Origin of the sequence: Motilibacter rhizosphaerae (assembly GCF_004216915.1) — a bacterium.
Classification (GTDB): domain Bacteria; phylum Actinomycetota; class Actinomycetes; order Motilibacterales; family Motilibacteraceae; genus Motilibacter; species Motilibacter rhizosphaerae.
Map to the genome: position 1 here is coordinate 91,851 of NZ_SGXD01000002.1, position 12,799 is coordinate 104,649.

The 12,799-nt window shown below is 73.7% G+C and carries 9 protein-coding genes; 3 read left to right on the forward strand and 6 right to left on the reverse strand.

Annotated elements, in window-relative coordinates; translation table 11 throughout:
• Nucleotides 1-11 precede the first annotated feature (11 nt).
• From EV189_RS05890 to EV189_RS05910, 5 genes are all read right to left on the reverse strand, one after another.
• The gene (locus EV189_RS05890; RefSeq protein ID WP_130492042.1) at nt 12-1,373 is read right to left on the reverse strand and encodes a replication-associated recombination protein A; all 1,362 of its coding nucleotides are present in this window, start codon (nt 1,371-1,373) and stop codon (nt 12-14) included.
• A 41-nt stretch (nt 1,374-1,414) separates the two neighbouring features.
• Complete coding sequence (locus tag EV189_RS05895) at nt 1,415-3,082, reverse strand: EAL domain-containing protein (protein ID WP_130492043.1); 1,668 nt, start codon at nt 3,080-3,082, stop codon at nt 1,415-1,417.
• A gap of 103 nt (nt 3,083-3,185) precedes the next feature.
• Complete coding sequence (gene aspS, locus EV189_RS05900; RefSeq protein ID WP_130492044.1) at nt 3,186-4,946, reverse strand: aspartate--tRNA ligase; 1,761 nt, start codon at nt 4,944-4,946, stop codon at nt 3,186-3,188.
• Nucleotides 4,943-6,217 carry a histidine--tRNA ligase gene (hisS, locus tag EV189_RS05905; protein WP_130492045.1) on the reverse strand — a complete coding sequence of 425 codons (1,275 nt, stop codon included), beginning with the start codon at nt 6,215-6,217 and terminating at the stop codon, nt 4,943-4,945. Before hisS ends, aspS begins: the two co-directional genes overlap by 4 nt.
• Nucleotides 6,218-6,238: 21 nt before the next feature.
• On the reverse strand, nt 6,239-6,913 hold the full coding sequence (locus tag EV189_RS05910; RefSeq protein WP_130492046.1) for an MBL fold metallo-hydrolase: 675 nt from the start codon (nt 6,911-6,913) through the stop codon (nt 6,239-6,241).
• Nucleotides 6,914-7,069: 156 nt separating this feature from the next.
• Between EV189_RS05910 and EV189_RS05915 the strand changes: the two genes are divergently transcribed.
• The 3 genes from EV189_RS05915 to EV189_RS05925 all read left to right on the forward strand — a co-directional run bounded on the left by EV189_RS05915 (nt 7,070) and on the right by EV189_RS05925 (nt 10,258).
• A complete protein-coding gene (locus EV189_RS05915; protein ID WP_130492047.1) occupies nt 7,070-7,906 on the forward strand; it encodes a peptidylprolyl isomerase in 837 nt (278 codons plus the stop codon).
• A 2-nt stretch (nt 7,907-7,908) separates the two neighbouring features.
• Nucleotides 7,909-9,138 (forward strand): DUF349 domain-containing protein, encoded by a 1,230-nt coding sequence (locus EV189_RS05920; RefSeq protein WP_130492048.1) that lies wholly within the window; start codon nt 7,909-7,911, stop codon nt 9,136-9,138.
• Between the two features lie 232 nt (nt 9,139-9,370).
• Nucleotides 9,371-10,258: a type IV toxin-antitoxin system AbiEi family antitoxin domain-containing protein gene (locus EV189_RS05925; RefSeq protein ID WP_130492049.1), complete on the forward strand. Its 888-nt coding sequence runs from the start codon at nt 9,371-9,373 to the stop codon at nt 10,256-10,258.
• A 151-nt stretch (nt 10,259-10,409) separates the two neighbouring features.
• On the opposite strand, the gene EV189_RS05930 is transcribed toward EV189_RS05925, so the two are convergent.
• On the reverse strand, nt 10,410-12,770 hold the full coding sequence (locus EV189_RS05930) for a RelA/SpoT family protein (protein ID WP_269204175.1): 2,361 nt from the start codon (nt 12,768-12,770) through the stop codon (nt 10,410-10,412).
• Nucleotides 12,771-12,799 lie beyond the last annotated feature (29 nt).

Genomic DNA, 12,799 nt, shown 5'->3' on the forward strand with positions numbered 1-12,799 from the left:
GGGTGGGAACCCTACCCGCTCGACCCCTCGTCACCGGCGCTGGAGGCGTCGCCGGGGGTCCCGCGGACGACCCGCCGCAGCCGCTGGACGCGCTCGGCGAGACTGCGCTCGGCGCCGTTGTCGCCCGGCAGGTAGTAGTCGCGCCCGACGAGCGCGTCGGGCGGGTACTGCTGCTCGACGACGCCGTGCGGGGAGTCGTGCGCGTAGCGGTAGCCCACCCCGTGCTCGAGCCGCTTCGCGCCGGCGTAGTGGGCGTCGCGCAGGTGGGCGGGTACGGGTCCGGCCAGCCCGCGGCGGACGTCCGCCAGCGCACCGTCGATGCCGCGGACGACGGCGTTCGACTTGGGCGCCGTGGCCACCGCGATGACCGCCTGGGCGAGCGGGATCCGCGCTTCGGGCAGCCCGATGAGCTGGACGGCCTGGGCGGCGGCGACCGCGGTCTGCAGCACGGTCGGGTCGGCCATGCCGACGTCCTCGGCCGCGTGGACGACGACCCGGCGGGCGATGAAGCGGGGGTCCTCCCCGGCCTCGATCATCCGGGCGAGGTAGTGCAGCGCGGCGTCGACGTCCGAGCCGCGCATGGACTTGATGAACGCGCTGGCGACGTCGTAGTGCTGGTCGCCGGTCTTGTCGTAGCGCACGAGCGCCCGGTCGACGGCCCGGGACAGGGTCGCGGCGTCCACGGTGCCGCCCTCGGGGACCGCGGCGGCGGCCGCCTCGAGCGAGGTCAGCGCGCGCCGGGCGTCTCCACCGGCGATGCGCAGCAGCTGCTCCTCGGCCTCCGGCTCGAGGACGACGCGTCCGCCCAGCCCGCGCTCCTCCGCGAGCGCGCGGCGCACGAGGGTGCGGACGTCCTCGTCGTCGAGCGGCTGCAGCGTCAGCAGCAGCGAGCGGGAGAGCAGCGGGCTGACCACCGAGAACGACGGGTTCTCCGTCGTGGCCGCGACGAGGACGACCCACCGGTTCTCCACGCTCGGCAGCAGGGCGTCCTGCTGGGTGCGCGAGAAGCGGTGGACCTCGTCGACGAAGAGCACGGTCTCCTGCCCGGTGCTGCCGAGCCGGCGCCGCGCGTCCTCGACGACGGCGCGGACCTCCTTGACGCCCGCCATCACCGCGGAGAGCTCGACGAAGTGGCGCTCGCCCGCGTGCGCCACCAACGTCGCGAGCGTGGTCTTCCCCGTGCCCGGCGGGCCCCAGAGGATCAGCGAGCTCGGTGCGCGGCCACCCTCGGCGAGCCGGCGGAGCGGGGTGCCGGGTCCGACGAGCGCCGCCTGCCCCACCACCTCGTCGAGCGTGCGCGGGCGCATCCGCACGGCCAGCGGGGCGCGCTCGCGCGCGACGTCCTCGCCGGCGCTCGTGAACAGGTCGCTCATCTCGCCTGCAGGCTACGGCGCGGCACCGACGCCGGTGTCGTTCAGGTGCCGTACGTCGGTGCGTAGCCCACGGTGTCCGGCAGCTGCACGACCAGCGCGTCCGGCGCGGGGCGCGGGCGGGCGAGCAGGTAGCCCTGCCCCAGGCGCACGCCGAGCCCGCGCAGCACCTCGAGCTCGGCGGCGGTCTCGATGCCCTCGGCGACGACCGAGGCGCCGATGCTGGAGGTGAAGCCGAGCAGCGAGGCGACGAGCGCGCGGCGCACCGGGTCGGTGTCGATGCCGGCGATGAGGCTCATGTCCAGCTTGACGATGTCGGGCCGCAGGCGGACCACGTGCCGGAAGCTCGAGAAGCCGGCTCCCGCGTCGTCCACCGCGATGCGGACACCGGTCTCGCGCAGCCGGCCGAGCGCGTCGACCAGCAGGTCGTACTCCGCGACCTCGGCGTGCTCCGTGAGCTCGAGCACGAGCCGACGGCGGGGCGCGTTGCGCAGCAGCGCGGCGAGCTGGGGGCTCGAGGCCGTCTCCGGGGAGACGTTGACGGCGAGCCACGCCCGCGCCGGGACGGCCGAGAGCAGCCCGAGCGCCCGCTCGACCGCGAGCAGCTCGACCTCGCGCAGCACCCCGAGGTCCGCCGCCGCGGCGAAGAGCTCCGCAGGCTGCAGCGGAGGCTCGCCGGACACCCGCGAGAGCGCTTCGACGCCCACCACACCGCCGGTACGCAGGTCGACGACGGCCTGGAGCACGATCCGGAGGTCGCGGCCCGCCAGGAGCCGCTCCACCGCTCCGCCCTCCTGGTCGGCAGCGAAGGCGCCCTGGAGCCGGAGCGGCGCCGACGGGTCGAGCTCGGCGCCTGCGCGCCGAACCTCGGCGTCCAGCCCGCCGGCGAGGTCCTCGGTGAAGCCCTCCAGCTTGCGCAGCAGGGAGGCGGACCCGAGTACGAGCCCGACCATCGTGACGACGCCGATCCCCGCCTGCAGCACGACCGCGGTCCACCACTCCTCGTCGTACACCCGGGGGGACGCCGCCCTCAGGACCAGCGCGCTCTCCGCCGACAGCAGGGCGACGACGGGCCAGCGGACCGCCCAGTCCGTCATGCTGTGGGCCGAGACGCTGCGCCACAGCCGGGCGAGGGCTCCCGCCTCCAGCACAGCGGCGGCGCACCAGGCCGCGCGCGCCCACCCGACGAGGTGGCCATCCCGGTCGAACGGGTCCGGCAGGAGCTCGGCGAGCAGCACGACCGCGGCGCCGGCCAGCACGGCGCAGGCGACGAGGAACCAGCGCCGGGCGGGCCGGTGGACGGGAGCGCCGCCGGCGTACCACGTCAGCGCGAGCAGGGAGTACGCCGTCGCGAAGGACCCCCACCCCATCCCGGACGACGGGGGCACCCCTCCCGTGACGGACAGTCCCGCGGCGCGGAGCACGAGGAGCAGCGTCTGGACCTCGAACAGCGCCGCCAAGGACCCCAGCCGCCCGCTGCGCGTGGAGGAGGCGCGCAGCTCGAGGACCGTCCCGCTGACGCCGGTGCCCACGATCGTGAGGGTGAGCAGGACCGCGGCGGCGGTCGCGTCGTACCCCGACGCGGAGACGGCGCGGCACACCGCCCAGACGACGACCGTCAGCAGCGCGCCGGTGACGACGGCCGCCAGCCCCAGGCGGAGCCGGGTGTCACCGCGCGCGGGACGGACGAGACGACCCTGCGGGCGATCCATGCCGACCTCCGGACGGATGCGGCAGCCCCCTCGCTGCCGCGCGGGTCCCGTACCCCGTGCTCAGCGCGGCACTCACGCCCGCGCCGCACGTCGTCCGGGTGGCTCAGCCGCCGCTGGGCGCCGCGGCCGGCTTCGCGTCGACGCCGGCCTCCTTGCGCTGCTGCGGCGTGATCGGCGTGGGAGCGCCGGTCAGCGGGTCGAAGCCGGCGCCCGTCTTCGGGAAGGCGATGACGTCGCGCAGGGAGTCCGCCCCGGCCAGCAGCATGCAGACGCGGTCCCAGCCGAAGGCGATGCCCGCGTGGGGCGGCGGCCCGTACTGGAAGGCCTCGAGCAGGAAGCCGAACTTCGCCTCGGCCTGCTCGGCGGTGATGCCGAGCAGCTCGAACACCCGGCGCTGCACCTCGCCCCGGTGGATACGGACCGACCCGCCGCCGATCTCGTTGCCGTTGCAGACGATGTCGTACGCGTAGGCGAGCGCCTGGTCCGGCGCCTCCTCGAACCGGTCCTGCCACTCCGCCTTGGGCGAGGTGAAGGGGTGGTGGACCGCGGTCCAGCCCCCCTCGTCCGTGCGCTCGAACATGGGGGCGTCGACGATCCACACGAAGCGCCACTCCTGCTGCTCGGGCGGCAGGGTGTCGTCGACGAGACCGCCCCGCTTGGCGATCTCGAGCCGGGCCGCGCCGAGCAGCGCGAGCGCGTCACCGCGGGCACCCGCGCCGAAGAAGACGCAGTCGCCGGGCTGCGCGCCGGTGGCGGCCTGGAGGCCCGCGCGCTCGGACTCGGAGAGGTTCTTCGCGACCGGGCCGCCGAGCTCGCCGTCCTCGCTGAAGGTGACGTACGCGAGACCGCGGGCGCCGCGCTGCTTGGCCCACTCCTGCCACGCGTCGAAGGTCTTGCGCGGCTGCGAGCCGCCACCCGGCATGACGACGGCGCCGACGTGCTCGGCCTGGAAGACGCGGAACGGCGTCTCCCGGAAGTACTCCGTGAGGTCGACGAGCTCGAGCCCGAACCGCAGGTCGGGCTTGTCGGAGCCGTAGCGCGTCATGGCGTCGGCGTACGTCATCCGCGGGATGTCGCCGACCTCGACGCCGATCGTGCCCTTCCAGATGGCGCGCACGAGCGCCTCGCCGAGCTCGATGACGTCGTCCTGCTCGACGAAGGACATCTCGATGTCGAGCTGGGTGAACTCCGGCTGGCGGTCCTTGCGGAAGTCCTCGTCGCGGTAGCAGCGGGCGATCTGGTAGTAGCGCTCGAGCCCGGCGACCATGAGCAGCTGCTTGAACAGCTGCGGGGACTGGGGAAGGGCGTACCAGCTGCCGGGCTGGAGCCGTGCGGGCACGAGGAAGTCGCGCGCCCCCTCCGGCGTCGACGCGGTGAGCGTCGGGGTCTCCACCTCGACGAAGTGCCTGCCGGACAGCAGCTCCCGCGCGATGCGGCTGACCTCGCTGCGCATCCGCAGGGCGTGCGCCTGGCGCGGGCGGCGCAGGTCGAGGTAGCGGTAGTGCAGCCGCGTCTCCTCGTTGACGTTGAGCTGGTCCTCGAGCTGGAACGGCAGCGGCGCGGCGGCCGAGAGCACGTCGAGCGCGCTGACGACGACCTCGACCTCGCCGGTGGGCAGGTCGGGGTTCTCGTTGCCCTCCGGGCGGCGGCGCACCTCGCCGGTCACCTTGACGCAGTACTCGGCGCGCAGGTCGTGAGCGACGTCGGACTCGCGCACGACCACCTGCACCACGCCGCTGGCGTCGCGCAGGTCGAGGAACGCCACACCACCGTGGTCGCGCCGGCGGGCGACCCAACCGGCCAGGGTCACGGTCTCGCCGGCGTGCTCGGCACGCAGGGTGCCTGCCTCGTGGGTACGGATCACTGCGCTGTCTCCCTGATCGTCGTCATGACCCGATCGGTCACGTCGTCCAGCGGCACGGCGTGCTGCTCGCCGCTGGACAGGTCCTTCACCTGCGCCACGCCCGCCTCGAGGTCGCGCTCGCCGAGGACGACGGCGAGGCGCGCGCCGCTGCGGTCGGCGCCCTTCATCGCGCCCTTGAGCCCGCGGTCGCCGTACGCGATGTCGGTGCGCACGTCGGCAGCGCGCAGCTGCGCGGCGAGCACGACCGCGCGGCGCTTGGCCTCCGCGCCCAGTGGGACGAGGTACGCGTCGACCCGCCGCCGCTGCACCGGGTCGATCCCCTCGACGCCGCAGGCGAGCAGCGCCCGGTCCACGCCGAGCCCGAAGCCGATGCCGGAGAGCGGCTGCCCGCCGAGCTGCTCCATGAGCCCGTCGTAGCGGCCGCCGCCTCCGATCCCCGACTGGGCACCGAGCCCGTCGTGGACGAACTCGAAGGTCGTGCGCGTGTAGTAGTCGAGCCCGCGGACCATGCGCGGGTTGACCGTGTAGGCCACGCCGAGCGCCTCGAGCAGCCCGCGCACCGTGGCGAAGTGCTCCGCGCAGGCGTCGCAGAGCGAGTCCAGCATGAGCGGAGCGTCGGCGGTGAGGGCGCGGACGTCGGCCCGCTTGTCGTCGAGCACCCGCAGCGGGTTGATCTCGGCGCGCGCCCGGGTCGCCTCGTCGAGGGGCAGCGCGCGCAGGAAGCCCAGCAGCTGCTCGCGGTACGCCGGCCGGCACGTCGCGTCGCCGAGGCTCGTCAGCTCGAGCCGGTAGCCCGTGAGCCCCAGCCCGCGGAACGCCTCGTCGCCGATCGCGACGACCTCGGCGTCGAGCGCGGGGTCGTCGGTGCCGACGGCCTCGACGCCCACCTGGGAGAACTGGCGGTAGCGCCCGGCCTGCGGGCGCTCGGCGCGGAAGAAGGGCCCGGCGTAGCGCAGCTTCACCGGCAGCTGGCCCCGGTCGAGCCGGTGCTCGATGACGGCGCGGATGACGCCCGCGGTGCCCTCGGGGCGCAGCGTGATGGAGCGGCCGCCGCGGTCGTCGAAGGTGTACATCTCCTTGCTGACGACGTCGGTCGACTCGCCCACGCCGCGGACGAACAGCGTCGTGTCCTCGAAGACCGGCAGCTCGGCGTAGCCGTAGCCCGCGCGCTCCGCCGGCAGCTCGAGCGCGGAGCGCACGGCGAGCCACGCCTCGGAGTCGGGCGGGACGTACTCGGCGACGCCCTTCGGCGCCTGCAGGGAGCTGCTCATGCTGCCTTCCGGTCTCCGGCCTCAGCCGGCGAGGAGGATCTCGCGGAGGTACGGGTTGGTGGCGCGCTCGGCGCCGATGGTCGTCGTCTCCCCGTGCCCGGGCAGGACGACCGTCTCGTCGGGCAGGGGCAGGACCCGGTCGCGCAGGCTGGCGACCATCTGGCCCCAGCTGCCCCCGGGCAGGTCCGTACGCCCCACGGCGCCCTTGAAGAGGACGTCGCCGGAGAGCGTCAGCGGCTCCCCCTGCTCCGTCGCCGTCGAGAGCAGCACCGAGCCCGGCGTGTGTCCCGGTGCGTGCGCGACGGTGAGCGGGACGCCGGCGAGCTCGACGGTCGCGCCGTCGTGCAGCGGACGCACGTCGTCCGGCTCCTGCCACTCGAGGCCCTGCGCCCACGCCATCTCACGGAACTCCGGGGACAGCCCCGCCCACGGGTCGGCGATCATCCAGTCGTCGCCCGGGCCGACGTAGGCGGGGAGCTCGCTGCCGCAGACCGGGCGCACGGAGAACGTGTGGTCGAGGTGCCCGTGGGTGAGCACGACGGCCGCCGGCTGCAGGCGGTGCTCGCGGAGCAGGTCGCGCAGCCCGGGCACGATCCCGATGCCGGGGTCGACGACGACGCACTGGGCACCAGCGGCGGGAGCGAGCACCCAGCAGTTGGTCCCCGTGGACGCTGCAGGGAGGCCGGCCACGAACATGGTGCGCCCAGCCTAGCGGGGCGGCGGCGTGGGGCCCGCGGTGATCGCTGCTCGCCGGTCCCCCGGCGGGCCACGCGGCCGTCGGGCGTGGGGGCTGCCTAGACTGTCCGGCGGAAATCGTAGTCGACCGATGACATGCGGCGAGGAGGCCGACCCTTGGCCGGCAGCAGCAAGCGGGAGCGGCAGCTCGCGCGGGAGAAGTACCAGCGCCAGCAGGCCCGTCGGGCTGCCCAGCGGGCGAGGGCGAGGCAGCGGCGGCAGGTCGTCGCCGCCGCGGGCTCGGTCGTCGCCGTCATCGCCCTCGTCGCGGTGGTCGCGTTCCTCGTCAAGCCCGGTGGCTCGGGCAAGGGAGCGGACGCCGGCGCGTCCCCGAGCGCCTCGGCCTCGTCCTCCGCCCAGGCCGCCGTGCCCGTGCAGGGGTGCGACGACGAGACGGCGAAGCCGACCACGAAGCCGACGTACCCCGCGCCCAGCGGCTCGGTCGCGGCGGCGGACTACACGATGACGATGGTGACCGACTGCGGCACGGTCGTCGCCACCCTCGACGGCGCCAAGGCACCGGAGACCGTGAAGTCGTTCGCGTTCCTGTCCGGCAAGGGCTTCTTCGACGGCACCGGGTGCCACCGCCTCACGACCAGCGGCATCTACGTCCTGCAGTGCGGCGACCCGACCCTCAAGGGCACGGGCGGCCCGGGCTACACGATCCCCGACGAGAACCTCCCCACCAAGGCGACCGGCGTCACCTACCCCGCGGGCACCCTGGCGATGGCCAACACGGGCCAGCCGCACACGGGCGGGAGCCAGTTCTTCATCGTCTACAAGGACACCTCCCTGCCGGCGAGCTACACCGTGTTCGGCAAGGTGACCGACGGCCTCGACATCCTGCAGCGCATCGCGAGCGCGGGCTCGGACAACAGCAACGCCGAGGGCGACGGCAAGCCCAACCAGCCGGTGGTCTTCGAGAAGGTCACCGTCGAGAAGGCAGGGAGCTGACCATGGCCAGCAGCGAGTTCGGCCGCGTCGCCGAGGACGGCACCGTCTACGTGACCGTCGGTGACGTCGAGCGGCCCGTCGGCTCCTACCCCGGGGCGACGCCGGAGGAGGCGCTGGCCTACTTCGCGCGCAAGTACGACGCGCTCGACGCCGAGGTGACCCTGCTGGAGCAGCGGGTCGCCAAGTCCGAGGTGGCGCTCAAGGACGTCGACGCCTCGGTCGAGCGGCTGCGCATCGCGGTCGCGACCGCCAACGCCGTGGGTGACCTCGCCGGTCTCTCGACGCGGCTCGACTCCCTCGCGGAGCGGGCGGCCGCCCGCCGCGTCGAGGCCGACGCCGCTCGGGCACAGGCACGCGAGAAGGCGCGCGAGGACAAGGAGCGGATCGTCACCGAGGCGGAGGGCCTCGCCACCGCGACGTCCTGGAAGGCGAGCGGCGACCGCTTCCGCGAGCTGCTCGACGAGTGGAAGAAGGCGCCGCGCCTCGACCGCCGCGCAGACGACGAGCTGTGGAAGCGCTTCAGCGCAGCGCGTTCGACGTTCGACAAGTCGCGGCGGGCCCACTTCGCGTCGCTCGACGCCGAGCGCGCGGAGATCAAGGCGCGCAAGGAAGCGCTGGTGCGCAAGGCCGAGGAGCTCTCTACCTCCACCGAGTGGGGCGAGACCGCCGCCGCCTACCGCGACCTCATGCAGCAGTGGAAGACGTCGGGCCGCGCCGGCCGCGACGACGAAGAGGCGCTGTGGCAGCGCTTCCGCACCGCGCAGGACGTGTTCTTCGCCGCGCGCAACGCGACCTTCGACGTCCGCGACCAGGAGTTCCGCGGCAACCTCGAGCAGAAGGAGGCCCTGGTCGTCGAGGCCGAGGGCCTGCTCCCCATCACCGACCACCGCACCGCACGGCGCGCCCTGCGCTCCATCGGCGAGCGCTGGGAGGCCATCGGCCACGTGCCGCGCGGCGACCGCGACCGCATCGAGGGCCGGCTGCGCCGCGTCGAGGACGCCGTCCGCGACGCCGAGCAGGCGGAGTGGCGGCGGACGAACCCCGAGGCGCGCGCCCGCGCCGAGGCCACCGTGAACCAGCTGCAGCAGTCGATCGCGCAGCTGGAGACGAAGGCGGAGAAGGCGCGCACGGCCGGCAAGGCGAAGGACGTCGCCGACGCCGAGGCCGCCATCGAGGCCCGCCGCTCCTGGCTGACGGAGGCCGAGAAGGCGCTGGCGGAGTTCACCGCCTGACCCCCACCCCCTCGTGATCATGCAGATCCTGGGCACCCCTCCCCCGTGATCATGCACGTCCTGGGCACAACCCCTTCTCGTGATCATGCACATCGTGGGCTCCAACCCCTGCCCGTGATCATGCACGTGTCGGGGCGGTCCACAGGGCTGCCCTGCGTCGGACAGCCTGAGTCGTCCACAACTCACGGCCACGGGAGCGCAGCACCGCCGTCTTCGGTCGACCCTGCTCGTCGTGCGCCCCTTCACCACCGCTCAGTTCCTGCAGCACGGCTCCTACGAGGAGCTGCGCCGGCGCGTACGCGACGGGGACGTCCGCCGTGTCACCAAGGGCGTCTACCTCCCCGCCGGAGCCCCCGACGACATCGTCACGCGCCTGCAGGTCGCCGCACTGGTCCTGCCCGAGGGCGGGGTGCTCGCCCGTCGGGGTGCGGCGTGGGCGTACGGCATCGACGCCCGGCCGCCAGGCACCGAGCGGGAGGCCCTCGTCCTCGAGGTCGCGGTGCCGCGGGGCGTGCAGCCGGTACGCCGGGCGGGCCTGCGCTGCTTCGTCGAGGACCTGGCAGCCGGCGACGTCCACCGGCTCGACGGTGTCCCCGTCACCACGCCGCTGCGCACGGCGGCAGATCTTGCTCGCTGGCTGCCGCGCCCTGACGCCCTCGCTGCGCTGGACGCCCTGAGCCGCAGCGGCGCACTGGACCGTACGGGCCTCGCCAGAGAGCTCGACCGGTGGACGGGCTACGCGCATGTGCGGCAGGCGCGGGAGTTGGCCGCCCTGGTGGAGCCGCGCAGCGAGTCCTGGGGCGAGTCGACGACCCGCCTCCGGCTGCACGACGCCGGGTTCCCGGCGCCCGCCGCGCAGGTGGAGGTCATCGTCGGGCGCCGCAGGTTCCGGCTCGACCTCGCGTGGACCCGGCTGCGCAAGGCCCTCGAGTACGACGGGCAGGAGTGGCACTCGAGCGCGAAGCAGCGGCGCCGCGACGAGGAGCGCCGGCGCCTGCTGGGGTCGGTCGGGTGGGAGGTCGCCGTCGTGACGAAGGAGCACGTGCTCGGCCGGGGACGGCACTTCGAGGAGGTCGTGGCCCGGCTGCTCGGAGTAGTGCCCGAGCGGCTCGCCAGCTGATCGACCAGGACGTGCATGATCACGGGGAAGGAGATGCTGTAACGCCCCCCACGAAGTGCATGATCACGGAGAGGTGGGCGCGCACCGGCCCACCCCAGCCCTCCAGGATCTGCATGATCACGGGGGGAAGGGTGGCCCAGCCGACCCGGGGTCAGGCGAGCGCGGGGGCGGTGCTCGTCACGCGGTAGACGTCGTAGACGCCCTCGACACCGCGTACGGCGCGGAGCACGTGCCCGAGGTGTGTGGGGTCGCCCATCTCGAAGGTGAAGCGGGAGACCGCGACGCGGTCGCGGGTCGTCGTCACCGATGCGGAGAGGATGTTGACGTGCTGGTCGGACAGCGCACGGGTGACGTCCGACAGCAGCCGCGAGCGGTCGAGCGCCTCGACCTGGATCGCGACGAGGAAGACCGAGTTTGAGGTCGGAGCCCACTCGACGTCGACCATGCGGTCGGGGTCGAGCGCCTCGCCGACGACGTTGACGCAGTCGCCGCGGTGCACGGAGACGCCGTTGCCGCGCGTCACGAAGCCGACGATCGGGTCGCCCGGCACGGGCGTGCAGCAGCGGGCCAGCTTGATCCAGACGTCCGGCGCACCAGAGACGATGACGCCGGGGTCACCGGCCGGCCGGGCCCGCCCGCGGGCGACGCGGGGCGAGGTCGGGACCGTCGCCTCGGCGATGTCCTCCTCGGCGCCCTCCTCGCCGCCGAACAGCACGACGAGCTTGCTGACGACGGACTGGGCGGAGACGTGGTTCTCGCCGATCGCGGCGTAGAGCGAGGAGATGTCCGGGTAGCGCAGCTCGGCGGCCAGCCCGGTCAGCGCCTCGCTGGAGAGCAGCCGCTGGATCGGGAGGTTCTGCTTGCGTAGGGCGCGCGCGAGCTGGTCCTTGCCCTGCTCGATCGCCTCCTCGCGGCGCTCCTTGGAGAACCAGTGGCGGATCTTGTTGCGGGCACGCGGCGAGGCGACGAAGCCCAGCCAGTCCCTCGACGGTCCGGCACCAGCGGCCTTCGAGGTGAAGATCTCGACCGCGTCGCCGTTCTCCAGCGTCGACTCGAGCGGCACGAGCCGCCCGTTCACGCGGGCGCCGATGCAGCGGTGCCCGACCTCGGTGTGCACGGCGTACGCGAAGTCCACCGGCGTCGAGCCCGCGGGCAGGGCGATGACGTCGCCCTTGGGCGTGAAGACGAAGACCTCGGAGGTCTGCAGGTCGAAGCGCAGCGAGTCGAGGAACTCCCCCGGGTCCTCGGTCTCGCGCTGCCAGTCGAGCAGCTGGCGCAGCCACGGCATGTCGTTGCTGCCGCTCTCCGCGGCGCCGCTGGGGCGCGCCTCCTCCTTGTACTTCCAGTGGGCGGCGACGCCGTACTCCGCGCGGCGGTGCATCGCGTGCGTGCGGATCTGCAGCTCGACGGGCTTGCCGTCCGGCCCGATCACCGTCGTGTGCAGCGACTGGTAGAGGTTGAACTTGGGCATCGCGATGTAGTCCTTGAACCGCCCGGGCACGGGGTTCCACCGCGCGTGCACCGAGCCGAGGACCGCGTAGCAGTCGCGGACGCTGTCGACGAGGATGCGCACGCCGACGAGGTCGTAGATGTCGGCGAAGTCGCGGCCGCGCACGATCATCTTCTGGTAGACGGAGTAGTAGTGCTTCGGCCGGCCCGTCACCACGCACTTGATCTTCGAGTCGCGCAGGTCGCTGGTGACGAGGTCGATGACGCGGGCGAGGTACTCGTCACGGCTGGGCGCGCGGTCGGCGACGAGGCGGACGATCTCGTCGTACATCTTCGGGTAGAGCGTCGCGAACGAGAGGTCCTCGAGCTCCCACTTGATGGTGTTCATGCCGAGCCGGTGCGCCAGCGGCGCGTAGATCTCGAGGGTCTCGCGCGCCTTGCGCTCCGCCTTCTCCGCCGGGATGTAGCGCCAGGTGCGGGCGTTGTGCAGCCGGTCGGCCAGCTTGATGACGAGCACGCGGATGTCGCGCGACATCGCGACGACCATCTTGCGGACGGTCTCGGCCTGGGCGGCCTCGCCGTACTTCACCTTGTCGAGCTTGGTGACGCCGTCGACGAGCGCGGCGATCTCGTCGCCGAAGTCGCCGCGCAGCTGGACGAGGGTGTACTCGGTGTCCTCGACGGTGTCGTGCAGCAGCGCCGCGCACAGCGTCGGCACCGTCATGCCGAGCTCGGCGAGGATGGTGGCGACCGCGAGCGGGTGCGTGATGTACGGGTCGCCGCTGCGCCGCCGCTGGCCGCGGTGGCACCGCTCGGCGATGTCGTAGGCCCGCTCGAGGTCGCGCAGGTCGGCCTTGGGGTGCGTCGCGCGAACGGTCCGGAACAGCGGCTCGAGGACCGGGTTGGTGCTGCGCTGCGCACCGAGGCGGGCGAGCCGCTTGCGGACGCGCGCGGCGCTGACGGAGCCGTCGGCCGCGGGCTTGGGGGCGCTCGCCGGGGCGTCAGCGGGCGTGCCGTCCTCCGCTCGGTCGGACTCGACCGTCGCGACACGCTCGTCCGCCACTCGCAGCTCCTCGCAGCCCGGGCGTCCGA

Coding starts and splice junctions, on each gene's coding strand:
- hisS (WP_130492045.1), bottom strand. CDS start 6,217: ATGAGCAGCTCCCTGCAGGCGCCGAAGGGCGTCGCCGAGTACGTCCCG.
- EV189_RS05890 (WP_130492042.1), bottom strand. CDS start 1,373: ATGAGCGACCTGTTCACGAGCGCCGGCGAGGACGTCGCGCGCGAGCGC.
- EV189_RS05910 (WP_130492046.1), bottom strand. CDS start 6,913: ATGTTCGTGGCCGGCCTCCCTGCAGCGTCCACGGGGACCAACTGCTGG.
- EV189_RS05895 (WP_130492043.1), bottom strand. CDS start 3,082: ATGGATCGCCCGCAGGGTCGTCTCGTCCGTCCCGCGCGCGGTGACACC.
- EV189_RS05920 (WP_130492048.1), top strand. CDS start 7,909: ATGGCCAGCAGCGAGTTCGGCCGCGTCGCCGAGGACGGCACCGTCTAC.